Genomic DNA, 22,815 nt, shown 5'->3' with positions numbered 1-22,815 from the left:
CCATTCCGAGTAATTGCGGGACGGAAGAACCTCTAGCGGCTGATCAGGCGATCGATCACCGGTTGTAGCCGCTCGGGCGTGATCGGCTTGGCGACGACGACGTCGATCACGCTCGACAGGCCGAGGCTCTCCGGCGTGCCAGTCTTGGTCGAAAGCAGGATGACGGAAGGGAGCGACTTGCCCGAAGCCCGCCGCAGAGTTTCGATGCCAGACATCAGAGTGTCGCAATCCTTGTTGTCGGCGCCGCCGTCCAGCACAATCACGCCCGGCACCAGCATTCGCAAGGTCTTCACCGCCATATCGGGCGATTCCGCGATTGGCCTGAGCCCGGATTGCTCGACGATCTTCGACACCACCACGCGATTGATCGGTGATTTCCCGACCACAAGCACTTGCGATGCACTGCGGGTCGTCTCGGCGCTTGACCCCTGGGTCACCAGATTCGCATGTTTTGCGGTCTCGCCCTTGCTACTCATTGGGCACCCAAGTAGGTCAAGAAGCACGCCCCTATTTCAATGCAGAGTTGAATCTGGCGGACTATTGGCGTGAGATCGCACCCCATGTCAAGCTGAAATAAAAGGCCTTCGAAAACACGTCCTCTAACAGTCGAGTCAAGCAACAGTACTGTACTGCCCTGTCCATGGCTCGTTTTCGTAAAAAGAAAATTCACCTGCGCAGAGGCTGCCCAGGTGAAGGGGCGGTTGTACCCGTTCCCGGTCAGCCATGGCTCTGTTGCGTGACGATCACCGGGATCAGTAGATCGCCCCAATTTCCATCACCGCCATGGTGCCGAGCCGAGCGCACCAGTTCCACCGAGACGCCCGCCTCGACTGCCTTCATCACCGACTGGTTCAACCTGTGCAGGTCGTTGGCGAGCATGCGGATGGTCGCCTGCTGATCGACGCTCATCGTGGTCGATTGTTCTTCCGCACGTTCCTTGACTCGGCTTATCGATGCCATTGGTCTTCTCCTGTGTCTGAAGCCCTGTTGGGCGTTTCCTCGGTTTTTTTCCGATCCGCTATTCGGCGGCCGGCTTGAACTGTGCGTGCTCGGTCGATTCATGCATGGCGGTGGTCGACGACTTGCCGCCGGTGATCGCTATCGACACGGCGTCGAAATAGCCGGTGCCGACCTCGCGTTGGTGCTTGGTCGCGGTGTAGCCATTGGCCTCCGCGGCGAACTCTGCCTCCTGCAGCTCGGAATAGGCCGCCATCTGCCGTGCCTTGTAGCCCCGCGCCAGTTCGAACATGCCGTAGTTGAGCTGATGGAAGCCGGCGAGCGTGATGAACTGGAACTTGTAACCCATGGCGCCCAGCTCCCTCTGGAACTTGGCGATCGTCGCGTCGTCGAGATTCTTCTTCCAGTTGAACGAGGGCGAGCAATTATAGGCGAGCAGCTTTCCCGGATGGTGCTTGCGCACGCCTTCGGCGAACTTCTTGGCCTGCGCCAGGTCGGGCTTCGAGGTCTCGCACCAGATCAGGTCGGCGTGGGGCGCGTAGGCAATGGCCCGCGCGATGCAGGGCTCTATGCCGTTCCTGACCTGGTAGAAGCCTTCCACCGTGCGCCCGGCATCATAGTCGACGAAGGGCTGGTCGCGCTCGTCGATGTCGGATGTCAGAAGCTTCGCGGCTTCCGCGTCGGTGCGTGCCACGACCAGGGTCGGCGTGCCCATCACGTCCGCCGCCAGGCGCGCGGCATTGAGGTTGCGGATGTGCGCGGCGGTCGGGATCAGCACCTTGCCGCCGAGATGACCGCACTTCTTCTCCGACGCCAGCTGGTCCTCGTAGTGGACGCCAGCGGCGCCCGCTTCGATGAACGCCTTCATGATCTCGAAGGCATTGAGCGGTCCGCCGAAGCCGGCTTCCGCATCGGCGACGATAGGCGCAAACCAGGTCTCGACCGAAAGTCCGTTGCCCTCGGAGGTCTCGATCTGGTCGGCCCGCTGCAGCGTGCGGTTGATGCGCTTGACCAGCTCTGGCGCGGCATTGGCCGGATACAGCGACTGGTCGGGATACATGGCGGATGCGGTGTTGGCGTCGGCGGCGACCTGCCAGCCCGACAGGTAGATCGCCTTCAGCCCGGCGCGCACCTGCTGCATCGCCTGGTTGCCGGACATGGCGCCGAGCGCGTTGACGAAATCCTCCTCGTGGATCAGCTTCCACAGCCGGTTGGCGCCCATCTCGGCCAGGCTCTGGCGGATCTGCACCGAACCGCGCAACCGCTTCACATCCTGCGGCGAATAGGGACGTTCGATACCGTCGAAGCGACCTTCAGGCGCCGAGGGAACAAGATTGTAAAAATCGGTCATGGGTCACTCCGAAGAATTGCTGCGCTGCGTCCGGCGGCCAATCATTGGCTCGTTGGAATATGACTTAATTTACATTGCGGCGCGAAATGAGCCAGAGAAATGCAAAAAAGCGCCAAGATATAAGGGAAAATCTGTGTTGTCTTTGACACGGGGCTGCTGTAAATTTGTCATTACTGTAAAAGGGCGACGCGGCGAGATTGCCGCGGATGTCCTGTAAATCCTGTCAAGGGCAGTCGATGGCCGATCAGAAAATCTTCGCCGGGCCGCGCATCCGCCGCATCCGCAACGCCAAGGGCCTGACCCAGACGGCGATGGCCGAGGGACTCGGTATCTCGCCGTCCTATCTCAACCTGATCGAGCGCAACCAGCGGCCGCTGACGGTGCAGCTGATCCTGAAACTGGCGTCCGTCTACAAGGTTGACCCGCATGAGCTGCAAGGCGAGGCAAGGGGGTCGGTCGCGGCCTTGAAGGAGGTGTTCACCGATCCGCTACTGGTCGGCGAATTGCCGGGAGACCAGGAACTGATCGAGCTCGCCGAGGCGGCGCCCAATGCGTCCGCCGCGGTGATAAAACTGTTCCGCGCCTATCGCGAACAGGCCGAGCGTCTGTCCGACCTCAACGAGCTTCTGGCGCGCGAGGGGCGGGCGACGGCGGTGTCAGGTGCCCGCCTGCCGATCGACGAGGTGCACGAGACCTTCGAGCGAAGGCCGAACCATTTTGCCGCGCTGGAGGAGGAGGCCGAGGCGTTCACGTCGGTGCTTGATCCCGGCGACGATTTATTCGGTGCGCTGAAGGCCTGGCTGAAGCGCGAATACGGCATCGTGGTCAAGGTGCTGCCGGTCGCCACCATGCCGAACTGGCGTCGCCGCTACGATCGCCACTCGCAGCGCCTGTTCCTGTCCGAGCGGCTGTCGCCGTTCGACCAGTTGCGCGAAGTGGCGATGGAGGCATGCCTGATCCGCATGACGGTCGCGGTCGCCGGCGAGATCCAGGCGCTGAGGCTGAGCACGGACGAAGCCCGCCGGCTCGCGCGCTTCGAACTCGGCCGCTATGCGGCGCACGCGCTGATGATGCCTTACCAGCCCTTCCATGCGGCCGCCGTTCGAGCGCGCTACGACATCGATGTCCTGCGCTCGCGCTTCGGCGTCTCCTTCGAGCAGGCGGCGAACCGGCTGACCATGCTGCAGCGGCAGGGCGCGCACGGCGTGCCTTTCTTCATGCTGGAGGTCGACAATGCGGGCAACCGCTTCCGCAGGGCCGGCAGCCAGGGCTTTCCACACAGCCGCTTTGGCGGCGGCTGCCCCAAGCTGCCCGTGCATGCCGCCTTCTCCCAGCCCGGCCAGATTTTCGTCGAAGCGGTGGAAATGCCCGATGGCGCCGAGTTCCTGTGCATCGCCCGCACGCTGGAGGGGCCGCAAGGCGCATTCTCGGAGCGTCCGCGCCGCACCGCATTGCTGCTCGGGTGCGACATCGGCTTTCGTGACGACATCGTCTATGGCGCGGCGCTGCCCGGCGCCGCGGTCGGCGGCAAGGCTGGACCTGGCGCCCCGACGGCGACGCCGGTCGGACCGGCCTGCCGGCTTTGCGAGCGCGTCGGCTGCCTGGCGCGCGCCGAACCGCCGGTGACGCGCCCGCTCGGCCTCGACGAGATGGTGACCGGTCTCAGCGCCTTCGACTTCCAGTAACGCGGCAGCAAAGGTGCCACAATAGCCGCCGGTGTCTGGATCACCCGTGGCTCAAGTCTTTGCGCTACGCGAACAGAGCAGTTTTTTGTCGTCCCTTGCGCATCGTCCCGTCCACAAAAGCTCGACACTCGCGCCCATGGCAGACGCAGCATCATCACCGGGCCTTGTTAAAACAAACGCCTCGCCGCGCGAGGAACGCGTCGGCATGCTTCTGGTCTTCCTTTCGGCGCTGATGTGGAGTTTCGGCGGCACCATCGCCCGCTTCGTCACCGTCGGCGACAGCTGGACGGTTATCTTCTGGCGCTCCGTCTGGGCCGCCGCCTTCCTGCTCTCTTTCATGGCCTGGCGTGATGGCTGGCGTGGCATGCTGAGATCGTTTCGCGACATGGGCCTGCCTGGCCTGGCCGTGGGGTCCTGCTTCGCCATCGCCTCGACGGCCTTCGTCGTCGCACTTGCCTACACCACCGTCGCCAACATCCTGTTGATGCAGGCCGGCGTGCCGCTTCTGGCGGCGCTGCTTGCCTGGGCGTTGTTTCGCGAGCGGGTGGGGGCGGCGACCTGGGTGGCGATCGCCGCGGTTATCGTCGGCGTCGCCATCATGGTGTCGGAATCGCTCGATGGCGCCGTCTCGCCCATAGGCGACGGGTTGGCGCTGCTGATCGCCTTGATGTTCTCGATCGCCACGGTCATCACAAGGCGGTTCGCCAGCGTACGCATGACGCCGGCGACCTGTCTGGGCACGATCCTGGCCGCGGGCTTTGCCGCCTCGCAGGCGTCGGCCTTTACGGTCTCCGCCGGCGACATGGGCTTTCTCTTTGCCTTCGGCGTGGTCAATCTCGGCATCGGCCTTGCCTTCTTCGCCACCGGCGCGCGGCTGATCCCGGCGGCCATCGCGGCACTGCTTGGCACGTTCGAGCCGATCCTTGGGCCGATATGGGTCTGGCTCATCCATTCCGAAGTGCCGTCCGGACGGACCATCATCGGCGGCATGGTGGTGGTCACGGCACTGCTCGTCCACATCGGTCTCGAGTTCAAACGCCAGGCACGGCCGCAGCGGGCAGGGGTCACCGGGGTGCCGTCGCCGAATTGATGCAGGCCGGCGAAGCTTTGCCATTGACAACATCGCTGCCGCCCGGGCAGGCTGGGTACACGGCAACAACAAGACAGGCGTATCTTGCCAAGTCTCCCCGGCGGCCCGATCGAGACCGCTCCATATTTCTGTATTTCCGTCCGCACGGCGGCGAAAGCTTCTGACGGCACCGTGATTCCTCCCAGCCGGAGACAACTGCGCGGTCGCGGTCGTTGCGACAACCGGCGCTTGTTGTCCCGTGGAAAGCTCAATAGTCTGAAGCAAAAGCCCGGCCGCGCGCCTATCGCGACGAGCCGGCGATGGAACACTCACCAAAGGAGAATAACATGATCCGCAAAGCGCTCTGGCTTTCGGCGACCTCGGTATTTCTGACATTGTTCACGCCTGCCGGGCACGCCGCAGACCGCGTCGTCAATGTCTTCAACTGGTCCGATTACATCGACCCGACGATCATCGACGACTTCACCAAGAAGACCGGTATCAAGGTCGTCTACGACACGTTCGATTCCAACGAGATCCTGGAAACCAAACTGCTTGCCGGCGGCAGCGGCTATGACGTCGTCGTGCCGAGCGGCAATTTCCTTGCCCGCCAGATACAGGCCGGCGTGTTCCAGAAGCTCGACAAGTCGAAACTGCCGAACCTTTCCAACATGTGGGACACGGTTACGGAAAGAACCGCCAAATACGACCCGGGCAATGAATATTCGATCAACTACATGTGGGGCACGGTCGGCATCGGCTACAACATAAAGAAAGTTAAGGCCGCACTCGGCACCGACAAGATCGACAGCTGGGACGTGTTCTTCAATCCCGAGAGCCTCGCCAAGCTGAAGGACTGCGGTGTCTACGTGCTGGATTCGCCGGCCGACATCATTCCGGCGGCGCTGAAATATGTCGGACTCGATCCGAACAGCACCTCGCCCGACGACATCGCCAAGGCCGAGGAAGCCTTGATGAAGGTCCGCCCGTTCATCAGGAAGTTCCACTCGTCCGAATACATCAATGCGCTCGCCAACGGCGACATCTGCCTGGCCGTCGGCTGGTCCGGTGACGTCTTCCAGGCGCGCAACCGCGCCAATGATGCCAAGCAGGGGGTCGAGATCGGCTATTCCGTGCCGAAGGAAGGCGCCCAGATGTGGTTCGACCAGATGGCGATCCCGGCCGATGCGCCGCACGTCGCCGAGGCGCATGAATTCCTCAACTACATGATGACGCCGGAAGTGATCGCCAAATCGTCGAATGCCGTGCTCTATGCCAACGGCAACAAGGCGTCGCAGCAGTTCGTCGACAAGGCGCTGCTGAACGACCCGGCTGTCTATCCCGACGACGCGACCCTGCAGAAGCTCTACACGGTCTCTCCGTACGATCCCAAGACCCAGCGCGTCATAACGCGCACCTGGACCAAGATCGTCACCGGCCAGTAGGCGAATTCGACACGACCCCGGCAGCCAATTGCCGGGGTCGATTTCTTTCGGGGAAGAAAAATAAGCACGGAGTGGGGATTATGAAATCGCTTGGCAGCATCCGCAGGGATTTCGCGCCATGGAACGACCCGAACGCCAAGCCATACATCCAGTTCGACAACGTCACCAAGAAGTTTGGTGATTTCACCGCCGTCAACAATCTGTCGCTGACCATCTTCGAGCGCGAATTCTTCGCCCTGCTCGGCGCCTCGGGTTGCGGAAAGTCGACGCTGTTGCGGATGCTTGCCGGCTTCGAGGAGCCGTCGGCCGGCCGCATCCTGCTCGACGGTCAGGATCTGCGTGGCATCCCGCCCTACCGCCGGCCGGTCAACATGATGTTCCAGTCCTATGCCCTGTTCCCGCATATGACGGTAGAGAACAACATCGCCTTCGGCCTCAAGCAGGAAGGCATGCCCAAGCCCGAAATCGAAAAGCGCGTCGCCGAGATGCTCAAGCTGGTCAAGCTCGAGCAGTTCGCTAAGCGCAAGCCGCACCAACTCTCCGGCGGCCAGCGCCAGCGCGTCGCGCTTGCCCGCTCTGTCGCCAAGCGGCCGAAGGTGTTGCTGCTCGACGAGCCGCTCGGCGCGCTCGACAAGAAGCTGCGCGAGGAAACCCAGTTCGAACTGATGGATCTGCAGCAGGAGCTCGGCCTCACCTTCGTCGTCGTCACCCACGACCAGGAAGAGGCGATGACCATGGCCGATCGCATCGCCATAATGGACAAGGGCGAGGTCATGCAGGTCGCGACGCCGGCGGAAGTCTATGAAGCCCCGGCCTCGCGTTTCGTCGCCCATTTCGTCGGCAACGTGAACATGTTCGAGGGCAAGGTCGCCGAGCGCTCGGCCAACACGACGCGCATCACCGGGGCGACCGGGGCGCAGATCGTAGTCGATAATGCCGCCGATACCAGCAAGGGCGCCGACATCATCTTCGCGATTCGGCCGGAAAAGATAAAGGTTTCGTCGAAGAAGCCGGCCGATGCCGTCAACGCGCTGGAGGGCGAAGTCTACGATGTCGCCTATCTCGGCGACATGACGGTCTACCACATCAAATTGGATGACGGGCAGATCGTGCGGGCAAGCGCCTTGAACGCGGCGCGCGTGACCGAGGACCCGTTGACCTGGAACGACCGCGCCTGGGTATCCTTCCGGCCCGACGCCGGCGTCGTGTTGACACGGTAGGGGGCTGCCATGTCCAACCTCGCAATCACCGACGCCATCGCGCCATCGACCGCCGCGAAGCCGTTCCTGACACGGCTGGGGGCCGGCTTCGTCAACCGGCTCGTCATCATCGTTCCTTATGTGTGGCTGCTGTTCTTCTTCCTCATCCCCTTCGTCATCGTCTTCAAGATTTCGCTGTCGCAAACGGCGATCGCCATGCCGCCCTATACGCCGGTGCTCGACTTCAGGGATGGCATTTCCGGTTTCTTCGCCGGCTTCCGTAACCTCAACTTCGACAACTATGTCTGGCTCACCCAGGATGCGCTCTATTTCAAGGCCTACATCACCAGCGTGGTGATCGCCGCCATTTCGACCGTGCTGACGCTGCTGGTCGGCTACCCCATCGCCTATGGAATGGCGCGCGCGCCGGCCACCATCCGCCCGACCTTGCTGATGCTGGTGATCCTGCCGTTCTGGACCTCGTTCCTGATCCGCGTCTATGCCTGGATCGGTATCCTGAAGCCCGAGGGCCTGCTCAACCAACTGCTGTTGTCGCTGCACATCATCAACCAGCCGCTGGTCATCCTCAATACGTACACGGCGATCTTCATCGGCATCGTTTATTCCTATTTGCCGTTCATGGTGCTACCGCTCTATTCCTCGCTGGAGAAAATGGATTACTCGCTGATCGAAGCGGCCAAGGACCTCGGCTGCCCGCCGACATCAGCCTTCTGGAAGATCACCTTCCCGCTGTCGCTGCCGGGCGTCATTGCCGGTTGCCTGCTGGTGTTCATCCCGGCCGTCGGCGAGTTCGTCATCCCCGACCTGCTCGGCGGCTCGTCCACGCTGATGATCGGCAAGACGCTGTGGAACGAGTTCTTCGCCAACCGTGACTGGCCGGTGTCTTCGGCCGTGGCCGTCATCCTGCTGTTGTTGCTCACCGTGCCGATCATGCTCTTCCAGCAGGCGCAGGCCAAGGCACAGGAGCAGGGCAAATGAACACCACCTGGAGCCGTTTCAACGTCACCTCGATCGTGCTTGGCTTTGCCTTTCTCTACCTGCCGATCGTGCTGCTCATTGTTTTCTCCTTCAACGAATCCAAGCTCGTCACCGTCTGGGGCGGCTTCTCGACCAAATGGTATGTGTCGCTGTTCCACAATCAGGGCCTGATGGACGCCACCTGGGTCACGGCGCGCGTCGGCGTCATTTCGGCGACGGTGGCGACCGTGCTCGGCACGCTGGCCGCGCTCGCCCTGACGCGCTACACACGGTTCAGGGGCCGCATCCTGTTTTCAGGCATGGTTTTCGCGCCGCTGGTCATGCCGGAAGTCATCACCGGCCTGTCGCTGCTGCTGCTCTTCGTGGCTATCGGTCTCGACCGCGGCTTCTTCACGGTGACGCTCGCCCACATCACGCTCACAATGTGCTTCGTGGCGGTCGTCGTGCAGTCGCGCCTGGTTTCCTTCGACCGGTCGCTGGAAGAGGCGGCCATGGATCTTGGCGCGACGCCGGCGAAAACCTTCTTCCAGATCACGCTGCCGGTCATCCTGCCTGCGATCGTGTCCGGCTGGATGCTGGCCTTTACGCTGTCGCTCGACGATCTGGTCATTGCCAGCTTCACCTCCGGGCCGGGCGCCACAACGCTGCCGATGAAGATCTACAGCCAGGTTCGCCTCGGGGTGACGCCGGAGATCAACGCCGCCTGCACTCTTCTGATCGCCGTCGTCGCCGTCGGCGTCATCATCGCTTCGATCGCCAACAAGCGGCGTGAAGTGCAGCGCCAGCTAGACGAACAGGCGGCGCAGCGCGGCTGAGAGCCGGGCTGGGCCGGACTATTCGCCTGAAACGCCGCGGCTTATCGGGGAAATGAACGGCGTGCTCCAGGTTCCGCCAACGAAAAAGGACGACTGGTTGGGTCCTTGCTGGCCGGTCTTCTGCGCCGCCGCCTGGTCCGGCTGGATGACGCCGCCCGACAGCGCCAGCCCGCGCCCCGCATAGGAGGCGATGCCGGAAAGCCAGATCTTGTATTTCGCTGAATTGGCTTCGGCCTTGTCGAGCCTCGCCACGCCGCGCGAAATGGTCGCCTTCACTTCGGCGCCATCGATCGGCAGTGTCCCGTCCGAGACGTCGTCGAGCGCGAAGAAGCCGCCTTGTTCGGTATGCTTGAGAAAGGCCGGCAAGTTGAACTTGCTGAGCGCACCCGGGCCGAAGGTCGCCGAGACCGAGCCGTCGGCGTTTTCAAAGATCGAATCCCAGGTCCTACCCGGTCCCTTGAGGATGACTGAAACGGTACCCGTGCCGACCGGCACCAGCCGCGTCATGCCGGCAGCCGTGCCGAACGCACCGCCATCGACATCGGACGCAAGCAGCCGGATCTCGACCTGGGTACCCTCGGGCTTACGGTCGAAACGAAGGCTGGTCTGGATGTTGCCGCCAAAGGCGGAGGCGTCGGAGATATCGAAGACGGAAAGACCGTCCTTGACCTGGGCGGTGGCGGCGACATCGGCAAGCTGGATCGTGCCAGCCGTGGCATGCGCCGCCGACAGCCTGAGATCGAGATTGACCCGGTCGGCGAAATTCGCCTCCACATTCCCTGACTGAGCCCCGCTCGCCGGCTCCAGTGGCGTGAAGGCGGACAGGAACGATCTGAGGTCGAGCGTGTCGAAGGCGAGAGTGCCCGAGATCACCGGCTGGGCGTCGCCAAGCGACAGGTCGAGCGCGCCCATGCCCGGATTGTTGTCCAGGGCCAGCGCGGTGTTCTCGAACTTGATGCGCCCGGCCGACGCCGTGACCTTGCTCGAGATCGAGACGGAGCCGATCGCCGCGCTCGGCGCGATGCCGGCCTGCGTCCATTCCAGCACGCGGCGCAGCGAAGGGGCCGCGAACTTCACCTGACCGTCGAAATAGGCATTCTCGGCCATGCTGGCGGTGCCGTCGAAGGAAAAGGTGGCGGGCGCAGCCTTGAAGGCCAAAGTGAGCGGCGCCATGCCGCCGGCAAACAGCACCAGTGGCTTCGGCGAGGCTGCGTCGAGGGCGACGCTTTCGCCACGCCAGATCCCGGTTGCCGACAGCGTCGCGTTGCTGTTCATCGCCGCCCAGGTCGCCTGGCCGTTCAAGCCGCTCAGGATCTCCACGTCCTTGCCGTCGACGGAAGCGACCATGCGGCCGTCCCTGAACTCAACGGTGCCGAAGGCGTCTTTGGGCAATTTGGCGAGGTCGGGCTTGGCGGGATCGGCACTGACCACGCCGCGCGCCGTGTCGATGGAGCGCGCGATGCGCCCGCCCGTCGGCGCGGTGGGCAGGAACAGGCCATCTGTCGTGCGCTGGACCCGGATTGTTGGCCGCACCAGCCGTGCCGTGGAAAACGCCACATCGCCCTGCAAGGCTGCCATGGCCGAGAGGTCGATTTCCACCCGCTCGGCTTCGACCACCGGCGGCGCGTCGGTATCGGTCCACTTGGACAGCGTCACATCGGTCAGGATCGCCCGGAAATTCGGCCAGACCTCGATGCGCGGCGAACCTTCGATGGCGACACGGAAGCCGCTCCAGGCGCTCATTTCCCAGGCGATACGGTCACGCACGATGCGTGTCGAGGCGATCAGCGGCAGTGCGGCGACCACCAGAGCGATGACGATCACGGCAGCGCCGATCGTCCATACTCCGCGGCGGATCAAGGATGATGGCATCTCGCCCTATATGTTTCCGTTCCGATTAATCGCCCGAAATGTGTGACCCCAGTCGTCACTACGACTAAGGACTGAGGCATTTCAAGTCTTTATGGCCCGGCGATGGCATTTGCGCACACCTGGCCGCTTGCACCCAACAAAATCTTGCTCTGCTGCGCTGCGATATGCATAAGCGATGACGACCGTGGGAGGATCGATCATGGCTGCCGAAGTACCGCTCTGGACCCCGACGCAAGAGCAGATTGACGCTTCGCCATTGACTGCTTTCACGAGAGCAGCCGCGACGAAAGCCGGCACTTCCTTTGCCTCCTATGCCGATCTTCACCGCTGGTCGGTCGAGGACCGCGAGGCGTTCTGGAGTCTGGTCTGGGATTTCTGCGGCATCGTCGGCGACAAGGGCGACGAGCGCCTGCTGGCCGACGGCGACAAGATGCCCGGCGCTGCCTTTTTCCCCGACGCGTCGCTGAATTTCGCCGAGAACCTGTTGAAGAAGACCGGCGCCGCCGACGCGATCGTCTTTCGCGGCGAGGACAAGGTAGAGCGGCGGCTGTCCTGGAACCAGTTGCAGGGTCTGGTCTCGCGCCTGCAGCAGCTTTTCCTGTCACTCAAGGTGAAGAAGGGCGACCGCATTGCCGCGATGATGCCCAACATGCCCGAAACCATCGCCGCCATGCTGGCCGCGGCCTCGATCGGCGCGGTGTGGTCGTCCTGCTCTCCCGATTTCGGCGAACAGGGTGTGCTCGACCGCTTCGGCCAGATCGAACCCGTCCTCTTCATCGCGCCCGACGGCTATTGGTACAATGGCAAGGCGATCGAGGTCGCCGACAAGGTGGCGGCGGTCGCCGCCAAGCTCGGCAGTGTCGGCAAGGTGCTGCTTGTCGATTATCTCGGCACCTCGGCCGACGTGGCAGCAACCATCGACAAGGCGGTGGCGATGGAAGAGGCGCTATCGCCCTTCGCCGTAAAACCCGTCAGCTTCGAGCGGCTGCCGTTCTCGCATCCGCTCTACATCCTGTTCTCATCGGGAACTACCGGCATTCCCAAATGTATCGTCCATTCGGCCGGCGGCACGCTGATCCAGCATGTCAAGGAACACCGGCTGCACGCCGGCCTCATGGACGGCGATCGCTTCTTCTATTTTACCACCTGCGGCTGGATGATGTGGAACTGGCTGGTATCGGGCCTGGCTTCAGGGGCAACCCTGCTGCTCTATGACGGCTCGCCCTTCTACCCCGACGGCAATGTGCTGTTCGACTTCGCCGATGCCGAGAAGATGACCTTCTTCGGCACCTCGGCCAAATTCATCGATTCCGTGCGCAAGGCCGGTCTAAAGCCGATCCGCAGCCATGATCTGTCGACCGTGCGGGCGATTTCCTCCACCGGTTCGCCGCTGTCGCCGGAGGATTTCCGCTTCGTCTACGACGGCATCAAGAAGGACGTGCACCTTGCCTCGGTTTCCGGCGGCACCGACATCGTCTCCTGCTTCGTGCTCGGCGTGCCGACCTTGCCGGTCTGGACCGGCGAGATCCAGGGGCCTGGCCTGGGGCTGGCCGTCGATGTCTGGGATGACGACGGCAAGTCGGTCAGGCGGGAGAAGGGCGAACTGGTCTGCACCAAGGCCTTTCCGTCCATGCCGATCGGTTTCTGGAACGACCCCGACGGCAAGAAATACCAGGCGGCCTATTTCGAGCGTTTCGACAATGTCTGGTGCCATGGCGATTTCGCCGAATGGACCGAGCATGGCGGCATGATCATCCATGGCCGCTCCGATGCCACGCTCAACCCGGGCGGCGTGCGCATAGGCACGGCGGAGATCTACAACCAGGTCGAACAGATGCCTGAGATCCTGGAGGCGTTGTGCATCGGCCAGGATTTCGACAATGACGTGCGCGTCGTGCTGTTCGTGCGACTGACGGCCGGGGTGAAGCTGGACGAGGACCTGGAAAAGCGCATCCGGGCAAAAATTCGCACCGGCGCCAGCCCGCGTCACGTGCCGGCCAGGATCGTCGCCGTGTCGGATATTCCCCGCACCAAATCGGGCAAGATCACCGAACTTGCCGTGCGCGACGTGGTGCATGGCCGCGCCATCAAGAATAAGGAAGCGCTGGCCAATCCGGAGGCGCTGGAGCTGTTCAGGAACCTGCCGCAGCTTGCCGAGTGACCCCAACCGGCGTGGTTAACGAACCATGTCGCGGGAATTTACCTAGATTTCATGAGTGGTACACATTCGTAAATTTTCTGGGCCGCCGGTAAGGACTTGTTAAGGCCCGACCCCGATAGTCGCATGTAACTTGAGGGAGAAATCCCGTTCCTCAGCCCCCGGAGGATCTGAATTCGCTCAAGCCCCCGTTGTGACAGCAATCCCATCTCTTAAGGCGTCCTCCAGGGCGCCTTTTTCTTTTGCATGAGCGGGCTGGCGGACCTGCTATTCCGCGAGCACCCGGGTCGAGGGGAAAGCGACCTCCACCAGCGTGCCTTCGCCAGGCGTCGAATTGATGGTGAAGCGGGCGCGGTTTGCTTCCACCATCGCCTTGGTCAGCGGCAGGCCAAGGCCGGTGCCGTCGCCGCGTCCGCGCTTCAGCGCGTTGATCTGCTTGAACGGCTTGAGCGCCTGCTCGATCTCGGCCTGGCTCATGCCGATGCCGGTGTCGCGCACCCGCATGACGACGTCGCCCGACGTTTCATAGGCGGTCGACACGATCACCTGGCCGCCGGCCTGGGTGTAGCGGATGGCGTTGGACAGGATGTTGAGCGCGATCTGGCGCACGCTGCGCAGGTCCGCCACCACCTCCGGCAGCCGCGAGGCGAAGCTGGAGCGGATGATGACGCGTTCCCGATTGGCTTGCGGCTGCATCATCGCCACCGTCTCGGCCAGCGTGTCGTTGAGCGACACCGCCTCATAGGCCATTTCCTGCTGGCCGGCCTCGATCTTCGAGATGTCGAGCAGGTCGTTGACCAGATCGAGCACATGGTTGCCCGAGCGGTTGATGTCGCGCAGATAGTCGCGGTAGCGGTCATTGGCGACCGGCCCGAACTTCTCGTCGACCATCAGCTCGGAAAAGCCGATGATGGCGTTGAGCGGCGTACGGATCTCGTGGCTGATGCGGGCGAGGAAATCTGTTTTCTGCGAGGAAGCCCGTTCGGCCACCGCGCGTGCTTGCGTCAAATCCTCTTCGGCCCGCTTCCACTGCGTGATGTCACGCACGACGGCGCAGAAGCCGCTGTCGTTGGGCAAGCGGCCGATGGTCATGAACAGCGGGATGAAGCGCCCCTGCGCTTCGCGCCCGATCACCTCGCGGCCGTCATTCATCACGCTCGCCACGCCGGGCTCGGACAGTCCGGTGAGATAGTCGCGCGCCGCGCGCTGGCTTTCGATGGCAAACAGCGAGGCGAACGGCTTGCCGGTCACCTCGTCGCTGTCGAAGCCGAACAGCGCTTCGGCCGGGCGGCTGATCGATCGGATGGTGCCGTCGCTGCCGATGAGCACGACGCCGTCGGTGGCGGTGTCGATGATGGTGCGCATCTCGGCGATGCGTGCCTTGAGCTCGGAAATGTCGGGCTGCGTCGGCTCCTCGCCGACCGCATGCACGGCAGCAGGCGCGTCATCCTCGCCGGTACGGCGCACCACCAGCATCAGCGCCTTGCCATCGCGCCAGGGAACGGAGCGCAGGATGGCGTCGATCGGGAATTCCTGGCCATCGCGCGTCTTCAGCCGCAGCGCCCGGTCGCTGCCGTCGGAGGTGCCGTCGTCGGCATAGGGATCGGCAAACAGCGCGCCGAGGCCGCCGGCATCCTCGAGATCGTCGAGCTCGGCGTAACCGGTCAGGTTGAGGAACTCCTCGTTCGCATAGTGCAACTGGTCGCTCGAATGGATAAGCAGCGGTACCGGCAGCTTGCCGAGCAGCAAGGTGTCCGGCACCTTGCTTTCGTCGCCGACGGAGAACGCCGATGGCACGAACCCTTCTGTCTTGAGCGGCGGCACCTGCAGGCGTGGGCGTTGGACGTGGGCATCGCTTGCACTGACAGTCCCGGCGGCCGGCGCAACGGCTTGCCCGTCCGTCGACGGCGCAACATGCTCCGCGGCCCGGTCACCAATCGCGGCATCTTCCGCGCCGTCGTTCCAATCCTCATTGTCCTCGGCATCGCGAAAATCGGCCGCCGTCATGCTGTCGTCGTCGGCCGTGACATGTCCAGCGTCGGCATCTGCCGGTTCGTCGTCGATCGCCGCGGGCTCGGCGCTTTCCGGTTCCGCAGCTTCCGGTTCAGAGACCGTGGGCTTGTCATTGTCCGCGATCGGGTCGGGTGCGTCGTCGCGGTCGGCGTAGCTGAGCAGCGACCCTGTCGTCGCACCGGACGGCGTGCCCGTATCCTCACTGGAAACCACGTCGTCCGGATGGGCGCCGTCGAGCCGTGCGAGATCCGCCTCGTCCCCTTCATCGCCATCCGCATCGGACGGTTCGGCCGGCACCGCATCATACTCCGGTTTCGTGGCCAGGATCTCTCCGGCCTCTGCCGTCGGGTGATCCGGGACGGCATCAGGCGTCGACGCCTCGCCCATGGACCCGATCGAAGCTTCCGTCTTCGCGGTCGGGACTTCCGTCGTTGTTCCCACCGCGGGCTCGGCCGGTGTCTTCGTCTCCGGTTTCGTTGGGCTTTCGATGCCGGGCTTGTCGGCCTTGGCCGGTTCGGCCGACGCACTGTCCTTCTTCAGCCGCTCGCCGATCTCGCGAAAGGCGCTGCGTTCCAGCGTTGACAGCCCCTTGTCGTTGGCCGGCTGCCGGTGTTCGGCCAGGCGGATGACCTTGTCGGCGAAGCGGCGCTCTTGTTTCGGCACGATGGTCAGCGCCGGCACCTCGCCCTTGAACGGGTCTGCCGCGTTTGGTTCCTCGACTTTAGGTTCTTCGGCAACAGGTTCGACGGCTTCCGGCTCTGGCGCCACCGGCGCCTCGCCATTGGGCACCAGCGCCATGCCGATCGCCTCCGGATCGACGACGGCGTCACTGGCGCGGGCAACCCCGAAGCCGCGAAAACCTTCGAAGGCGCGGCTGCGGCCATAGACGGGCAAAGCCGCGAGGTCGACGGGGATTTTCAGATCGGTGCCGACGACGGGCCACAGAACGGAGCGGCCGGACCAGGTATCGCGCCGCTCCAAGAGGCCGGCGATCTCGCCGGACGCGTCAAGGCCGAAGGCCGCCGCGACATCCTTGAAGCGCCGGCCGATCACCTCGGCCGCCGGCTTGCCGACGATGTCGGCGAATTCCGGCGACAGCGTGCTGAATTTGCCCTCGGCGTCGGTGCGCCAGACGAAGCGAAGCGGCGCTGCCGAGCGGTCGATCGTGCGAGCCGAGGGGGTGGTTGGAGCAGTCGGCGAGGCGGCCTCGTGCTGCTTCGTGCTGTCCACCGAAGCCTCGGTGCCGATCGCGACGGCCTCGCTTTTCGGTTCCGGCGTGGCGGGCGCGGGTCGCGCGTCATCCTCGCCTGCATTGAAATACCAATGATCGTGCTGCGCTGGCTTGCCGCCCGCCGCCGGCTGATCATTGTCGGCGGCAACGGGTGTCGGCTCGGTCGGCTCCGCCATCTCTTGCGCTGCCGGTTCCGGCTCATCTTCGGCCACGGGCTCGGAAGCGGCGGTGATGGGGGACGGCTCGATCGCCTCCGTCTGGGACGCATCCGCGGTCGGCTGACCGTTCTGGCGGGGCTCGGTTTCCGTCGCGTTGCTTTCCGCCACGGCTGCCGCATCGTGAACCTCGTTGGCAGGGCTTTTCGCTGCTGCAGCGGGCTCATCTACCTCTGCCGTGGAAGCATTGTCCTCGAGCCGATCCTCGTCGATCACCACCAGGAGATGCCGCTCCGGTGTCAGCCGGGCGAGCCCGGCGGGGTAGGAGGTGTTGCCGCCCGGGACCAGGCGCTTGACGATACGCTCGCCCTCGGCAGCCACGTCGGCCACCAGCGCGGCCAATGTCGCGGGCTGGATGCCGAGCCCTGAAAAGCCTTCCGACGCGGCCTCGACCTTGCCCCCGGCATCGATGAAGGCGATGAAATGGCCGTCTTCGGTGAAGCCACTGATCGCCCGGCTGGCGATCTCGGCAGCGCTGCGCGAGCCTGTCTGTGCCGCCGGCACCGCCAGCATGATCGCCTTTTCGCCGTCGGGCAGTGTCACCGCACTTGCTTGGAAGCCGATGGTGCGGCTGGTCATGCCGGTCGCCAACCTGACGGTGATGCCGCGGTCGCTGCCGATCTCGGGAAAACCACTTGTCGCCATGATCTGGCGGCGGGCGATCAGCGGCAGCTGTGCGGAGGCGCCGATGATCGCTTCGATGTCGGGGTAGCCAAACACGGCCGCGCCCGGCCCATTGGCCCAGATCACCTGCTCCAGGTCCACCGACAGGATCGCGATCGCGTCGCCGGCGGCAAAGCGCTGGCGAACCGCGTCGAGCACGGCGACGTCGAGGAAGGAATATTCGGACGGCATGCGCTTGGCGAACCCTCACGGAGCGGCGAAATTTGCAGTTAACGCTTTGTTAATAAAAGCCAGCGGCGCGAAGGTCCACAAGCCAGAACGTGCAAAGGCTGGTTTCTGGGCTTTTGGTTAACGGCCCGAAAGAAATTATGGTGCACTGCAACAAAGATATTGCAATGCACAAAATTTGCCTTTATATTGCCATCATAACTGAACGAGACGGCTTTCTGTCAAAGCCGCTGCCGCTGACAAGGATGGAAAAATGTCCAGGACCAAGACTGCCGAGACGATTGAAAACGTTGAATTCCCGAGCTTCGACGCTTCCAAGGCCACCGACCAGATCCGCGCTTTCGCCGAAAAGGGCGTTGAGCAGTCGAAAGAGGCCTATGCCAAGCTGAAGACCGGCGCCGAGGAGACCCAGAAGGCTTTGGAGTCGACCTTCGAGACCGCCAAGACTGTTTCCAGCGACCTGTCGCTCAAGACCATCGCGGCGCTGCGCGCCAATGCCGAAGCCGGTTTTTCGCATCTCGAAGCCCTGATCGGCGCCAAGTCGCTGTCGGAAGTCGTCGAACTGCAGACCTCCTTCCTGCGCAAGCGCATCGAGTTGTCCGTCGAGCAGGCCAAGGACTTCCAGGCGGTTGCCTCCAAGGCGGCCGAGGACGTCTCCAAGCCGATCAAGACCGCCTTCGAGAAGGCCGTGAAGGACATCAAGGCTGCCTAATATTCGCGCATGATCTGAAGATGCAACAAAAGGTCGCATTTTCCCGAAGATGATCAGGCGTATGATGGAAACAACGAATACCCGGCGAGTGGAACCTCCTCCCTCTGCTTCCCGGGGTGACCAGCCAGCACCTCCTCCCGCTGGCTCGTAACAGGAAAAGGCCGGCACCTCCTCCCGCCGGCCTTTTTCTTTGCCCGGCGAATCCCGCCCAAAGCGGCGAGATGTGGGGAAGTGGTCTTTGCTTCGCAAAAGCCTTGAATTAAAATCCATAAGCCCGTAAGGACGCATCGCCGAACGACAGAGCGCCAGAGTGGTTTTCCACTTCGATCCGCTCAGGCAAGTGTGCCGTTGTAGCTCAGCTGGTTAGAGCGCCGGATTGTGGATCCGGAGGTCGCTGGTTCGATCCCAGCCAACGGTACCATCGTCGTCTTCCCGACGAGCGGCACTCAGGCAAACAGACGCGTCCATGCGCCAAACCGACGAATGTTCAGGCTCGCACGCTCATAGCGGTCGCGCGATACCGGGAGCCAGCGCCTAATGCATGTCGCCCAGAAGTGACCTCGGTTCTGGGAGAACGACATGCATAAAAACAAAGACCTAAAGCGCGCCGCATGAATCCGTTTCGACGCGACGCGCTTTAGTCTGCAGCGTGTCGATGCCACGACCAAAAATCCAGTTCAGCACTGAGCCCAGCGTGTTGCCACGCGTGGCGACTAATGTTCGAAAGGCACTCCCAGCGAAGCCACGCCGTTGAGCTTGAGCAGGCGCCGGTTCGAGGAAATGACGCCCAGCACGACGATTGTCACGAGATAAGGCAGGCTCGACAGAAGTTGCGAGGAAATGTCGAGCCCGGTCGCCTGGGCCGCGAGGCTTGCGAGGGAGACGGCGCCGAAGAGGCAGGCACCGAGGAAGATTCGGCCGGTAAGCCAAGTGCCGAAGACCACCAGCGCGATCGCGATCCAGCCGCGCCCGGCGATCATGCCGTCGGCCCACAGCGGTGTGTAGACCACCGACGCATAGGCACCGGCGAACCCTGCAAGCGCGCCGCCGAAGGCGACGGCGGCGAAACGCACGGCGATCACCGGATAGCCCAGTGCATGGACCGCCTTGGGATTCTCGCCGACCGCGCGCAAGACAAGGCCGGTCTTGGTGTAGGCGAATGTCGCCCAGATGGCGACGGTCGCGGCAAGCGAGAGCCACACCACCAAATCCTCGACGAACAGGCCGCCAACGACCGGGATATCCGAAAGCCATGGCAGTGCAAGTTTCGGCAGGCCTTTGACCGTGAGGCTCTCATAGCTCTTGCCGAACAGTGCCGAAAGGCCTTGGCCGAGTATGCCGAGGGCGAGACCCACCGCGACCTGGTTGGCGCGGAATCCCAGCGCGATGAGGGCAAAGACGAGGGAAAGAGCCGCGCTGGCGAGGCCGGCGGCGAGGAAGCCCAGGAAATGACCGCCGCCATGATAGACAATGATGAAGGCGATGACCGCCCCCATGGCCATCAGTCCCTCCACGCCGAGATTGAGGACGCCAGCCCGCTCGGCCACCATTTCGCCCAGTGCCGCCAAAAGGAACGGCGTGGCCGCGGCCAGCATTCCGGCGACGATGAATTCGATGGCATTCATGGAGCGTTTCCGTGAGCCGCTTGGCGCCATTCGAACCGGTAGCGGACGAAGGCGATGGCGACGAGATAGGCGAGCAGCAAGCTGCCCTGGAAGACCCGTACCGCGGCGATCGGGAGATTTGCAGAGACCATGGCGTTGTCGCCGCCAATGTAGAGGGCCGCCATGAGCAACGCGGAAAAAATGATGCCTATCGGGTGAAGGCCGCCGAGATAGGCGACGATAATGGCGGCATAGCCGTAGCCGGTCGAGATGGAGCGCTGCAATTGGCCGAGCGGCCCGGCCACTTCGGCCGCCCCTGCGAGGCCTGCGGCAAAGCCGCCTACGAGGAGAGAAAGCCAGATCGCGCGTCCTTCGCTAAACCCGGCGTATCCCGCGGCGCGCGGCGCAAGGCCGCCAACCTGAAGCTTGTAGCCGGCGAAACTCCTCTGCATGAAAATCCAGGCCGCGACAGAGAACGCGAATGCGATAAGCAGCGAGACGTTGACCCGGGTTCCAGGGATCAGGATCGGCACCATCGCGTCGTACTGGAACATCACCGACTGCGGAAAATTGAAGCCGGCAGGGTCCTTCCAGGGACCGAGAAGCAGATAGTTGAGCAGTTGCGCGGCAACGAGCGCCAGCATGAGAGAGACGAGAATCTCGTTCGCATTGAGCCGCACGCGCCAGAACGCCGTTATCGAGGCCCAAAGCGCGCCGCCCAGTGCGCCAAGGATGAGCATGGCGGGCCAGATCCACTGGCCGGTTGCCTGCGGGAACCAAATGGGAATGGCTGACGCGAAGATCGCTCCGAGGATGAACTGGCCCTCGGCGCCGATGTTGAAGACCTTGGCCCGAAAGCCGATGGCAAGCCCCTGCGCGATCAAAAGCAGGGGCCCCATCTTGAGCAGGACTTCCGAGAATGAGGCCCAGGAGAGGAAGGGCTCCAGAAGCATCGCATGAAAGACGGCGCCCGGATCGCGGCCCATCAGCATGTAAAGCCCGAGATTGAGCAGCGTCGCCAGGCCGAGCGCCACGGCCGGTGCGACGAGCTTGATTGCCGGCGAGGCGGATTCACGTCGAACCAACACGGGAAGGGAAAGTCGCAACGAAGCGTTCATGCGGGGATCTCTTCGGCCGTCGAATGAGCGCCGATCATGTAACGGCCGATCTCCTCGGGCCTGGTGTCGCGCGTCACCAGCGGCGCGCTCAGCCGGCCTTGATGGATCACCTGGATCGCATCGCAAAGCTCGAACAGTTCCTCGAGTTCCTCCGAGATGACCAGAATGGCCATGCCTTCGTTGCGCAGGGCGACAAGGCGCTGGCGGATGGCGGATGCCGCGCCGACGTCGACGCCCCAGGTTGGTTGCGCCACAAAGAGTAGTTTCGGGGACAACATGATCTCGCGGCCCACGATGAATTTCTGGAGATTGCCTCCCGAAAGCGCCCCGGCCTCGGCTTCGGGACCCGGTGTGCGCACGTCGTACTGCCGCACGCACTCTTCTGTGAAGGCCTTCGCACGGGCCGTGTCGACGAGGCCGCGTCTCAAGAGACCCGAGGGATGGGCGGTCAGCAGGCTGTTGAGGACGAGCGACATTTCGGGCACCGCGCCACGGCCCAGCCGTTCCTCCGGAACGAAGGCGAAGCCCAGCCGCCGGCGGGCTGCCGCATCGAGCGCGCCGACATCCTTTCCCATCATGAAGATACGCTGTGACTTTTCTCGCGGCAGCATCGTCTCGCCCGAGATCAGCGCGGCGAGTTCGCTTTGTCCGTTACCCGAGATGCCGGCGATGCCGAGGATCTCGCCCGCCCGGACCGTCAGGCTGACATCGGAAAGCGCCGCGGCGAAGGGATCGTCGGGCCGATGGTCGAGACCGACGATTTCAAGGCGCTTTTCCCCGCCGGAATGTGCGACAGCCGGCATGGGCTGCGGCATGTCGCGGCCGATCATCATGCGGGCGAGGTCGTGCGCGTCGTGGTCGCGGGGATCCACATTGCCGGTGATGCGACCGCCGCGCAGGATGGTCGCGCGGTCGCAGACCGCGCGGATTTCGTCCAGCTTGTGCGAGATGAAAAGAATGGACACGCCCCCGTCGCGCAGCCGCCGCAATGTCTCGAAAAGCTTCTCCACCGATTGCGGCGGCAGGACGGAGGTCGGTTCGTCGAGGATCAACAGCTGCGGTTGGGTCATCAGGCAGCGGATGATCTCCACCCGCTGCCGCTCACCGACCGAAAGCGCGTGAACATGGGCGAACGGATCGACCTCCAGACCGAAGTCGCGGCCAAGCTTGCTTATGCCTTGCGCGAGGTCCGACTTCCTCCCGGGCACGACCAGCCGGACGTTCTCCACCACCGTCAGCGTCTCGAACAACGAGAAGTGCTGGAAGACCATGCCGATCCCCTTGCGCCGCGCATCCGCCGGGGACGCGAGCGCCAGGGGCTCTCCTTTCCAGTTCACCGTTCCGGCGTCCGGCTGCTCGACACCGTAGATCAGCTTCATCAGCGTCGACTTGCCCGCCCCATTCTCTCCCAGAATCGCATGGATCGAGCGCGGAGCCACGTCCAGATCGATGTCCTGATTGGCATGGATCTGGCCGTAGCTCTTGGAAATGCCACGCAGCGACAGGAGTGGAGCGGTCAT

The 22,815-nt window shown here is 63.4% G+C and carries 16 protein-coding genes and 1 tRNA gene; 9 read left to right on the top strand and 8 right to left on the bottom strand.

The window, feature by feature from the left end; translation table 11 throughout:
- Window positions 1–32 precede the first annotated feature (32 nt).
- The 3 genes from EB233_RS28265 to aceA form a co-directional block, all read right to left on the bottom strand.
- Entirely contained in the window at window positions 33–476 is a 444-nt protein-coding gene (locus tag EB233_RS28265; RefSeq protein WP_064991323.1) for a response regulator, read from the bottom strand.
- 241 nt (window positions 477–717) lie between these two features.
- On the bottom strand, window positions 718–960 hold the full coding sequence (locus tag EB233_RS28260; RefSeq protein ID WP_006202762.1) for an SMc00767 family acetate metabolism repressor: 243 nt from the start codon (window positions 958–960) through the stop codon (window positions 718–720).
- 58 nt (window positions 961–1,018) lie between these two features.
- Window positions 1,019–2,308 (bottom strand): isocitrate lyase, encoded by a 1,290-nt coding sequence (gene aceA / locus EB233_RS28255; RefSeq protein WP_064991324.1) that lies wholly within the window; start codon window positions 2,306–2,308, stop codon window positions 1,019–1,021.
- A gap of 236 nt (window positions 2,309–2,544) precedes the next feature.
- Between aceA and EB233_RS28250 the strand changes: the two genes are divergently transcribed.
- The 6 genes from EB233_RS28250 to EB233_RS28225 all read left to right on the top strand — a co-directional run bounded on the left by EB233_RS28250 (window position 2,545) and on the right by EB233_RS28225 (window position 9,520).
- Complete coding sequence (locus EB233_RS28250) at window positions 2,545–3,993, top strand: helix-turn-helix domain-containing protein (RefSeq protein WP_064991325.1); 1,449 nt, start codon at window positions 2,545–2,547, stop codon at window positions 3,991–3,993.
- 136 nt (window positions 3,994–4,129) lie between these two features.
- Window positions 4,130–5,083: a DMT family transporter gene (locus EB233_RS28245; protein ID WP_064991326.1), complete on the top strand. Its 954-nt coding sequence runs from the start codon at window positions 4,130–4,132 to the stop codon at window positions 5,081–5,083.
- Between the two features lie 326 nt (window positions 5,084–5,409).
- Complete coding sequence (locus EB233_RS28240; RefSeq protein ID WP_064991327.1) at window positions 5,410–6,507, top strand: polyamine ABC transporter substrate-binding protein; 1,098 nt, start codon at window positions 5,410–5,412, stop codon at window positions 6,505–6,507.
- Window positions 6,508–6,587: 80 nt separating this feature from the next.
- The gene (locus EB233_RS28235; protein ID WP_064991328.1) at window positions 6,588–7,727 is read left to right on the top strand and encodes an ABC transporter ATP-binding protein; all 1,140 of its coding nucleotides are present in this window, start codon (window positions 6,588–6,590) and stop codon (window positions 7,725–7,727) included.
- Between the two features lie 9 nt (window positions 7,728–7,736).
- On the top strand, window positions 7,737–8,705 hold the full coding sequence (locus EB233_RS28230; RefSeq protein ID WP_064991329.1) for an ABC transporter permease subunit: 969 nt from the start codon (window positions 7,737–7,739) through the stop codon (window positions 8,703–8,705).
- The gene (locus EB233_RS28225) at window positions 8,702–9,520 is read left to right on the top strand and encodes an ABC transporter permease (RefSeq protein ID WP_064991330.1); all 819 of its coding nucleotides are present in this window, start codon (window positions 8,702–8,704) and stop codon (window positions 9,518–9,520) included. Before EB233_RS28230 ends, EB233_RS28225 begins: the two co-directional genes overlap by 4 nt.
- Before the next feature lie 18 nt (window positions 9,521–9,538).
- On the opposite strand, the gene EB233_RS28220 is transcribed toward EB233_RS28225, so the two are convergent.
- Window positions 9,539–11,392 (bottom strand): AsmA family protein, encoded by a 1,854-nt coding sequence (locus EB233_RS28220; RefSeq protein WP_064991331.1) that lies wholly within the window; start codon window positions 11,390–11,392, stop codon window positions 9,539–9,541.
- 199 nt (window positions 11,393–11,591) lie between these two features.
- Between EB233_RS28220 and EB233_RS28215 the strand changes: the two genes are divergently transcribed.
- Window positions 11,592–13,553 (top strand): acetoacetate--CoA ligase, encoded by a 1,962-nt coding sequence (locus EB233_RS28215; protein ID WP_064991386.1) that lies wholly within the window; start codon window positions 11,592–11,594, stop codon window positions 13,551–13,553.
- 264 nt (window positions 13,554–13,817) lie between these two features.
- On the opposite strand, the gene EB233_RS28210 is transcribed toward EB233_RS28215, so the two are convergent.
- The gene (locus tag EB233_RS28210) at window positions 13,818–17,864 is read right to left on the bottom strand and encodes a PAS domain S-box protein (RefSeq protein ID WP_064991332.1); all 4,047 of its coding nucleotides are present in this window, start codon (window positions 17,862–17,864) and stop codon (window positions 13,818–13,820) included.
- Between the two features lie 250 nt (window positions 17,865–18,114).
- On the opposite strand from EB233_RS28210, the gene EB233_RS28205 reads away from it, so the two are divergent.
- Together EB233_RS28205 and EB233_RS28200 are read left to right on the top strand one after the other, a co-directional pair.
- Window positions 18,115–18,573: a phasin gene (locus EB233_RS28205; RefSeq protein ID WP_064991333.1), complete on the top strand. Its 459-nt coding sequence runs from the start codon at window positions 18,115–18,117 to the stop codon at window positions 18,571–18,573.
- 344 nt (window positions 18,574–18,917) lie between these two features.
- Window positions 18,918–18,994 (top strand) — tRNA-His (locus EB233_RS28200).
- Between the two features lie 292 nt (window positions 18,995–19,286).
- Here EB233_RS28200 and EB233_RS28195 read toward each other — a convergent pair.
- Genes EB233_RS28195 through EB233_RS28185 form a run of 3 tightly spaced genes read right to left on the bottom strand, consistent with a single transcriptional unit; the run spans window position 19,287 to window position 22,815 of the window.
- Window positions 19,287–20,198 carry an ABC transporter permease gene (locus EB233_RS28195; RefSeq protein ID WP_064991334.1) on the bottom strand — a complete coding sequence of 304 codons (912 nt, stop codon included), beginning with the start codon at window positions 20,196–20,198 and terminating at the stop codon, window positions 19,287–19,289.
- Window positions 20,195–21,295 carry an ABC transporter permease gene (locus EB233_RS28190; RefSeq protein ID WP_064991335.1) on the bottom strand — a complete coding sequence of 367 codons (1,101 nt, stop codon included), beginning with the start codon at window positions 21,293–21,295 and terminating at the stop codon, window positions 20,195–20,197. Before EB233_RS28190 ends, EB233_RS28195 begins: the two co-directional genes overlap by 4 nt.
- Window positions 21,292–22,815, bottom strand: a complete 1,524-nt coding sequence (locus EB233_RS28185; RefSeq protein ID WP_064991336.1) for an ABC transporter ATP-binding protein — start codon at window positions 22,813–22,815, stop codon at window positions 21,292–21,294. The genes EB233_RS28190 and EB233_RS28185 overlap by 4 nt, the downstream gene beginning before the upstream one ends.

It is taken from the genome of Mesorhizobium erdmanii (assembly GCF_013170725.1).
Lineage (GTDB): Bacteria > Pseudomonadota > Alphaproteobacteria > Rhizobiales > Rhizobiaceae > Mesorhizobium > Mesorhizobium erdmanii.
This window is presented reverse-complemented; position numbering and strand designations above follow the sequence as displayed.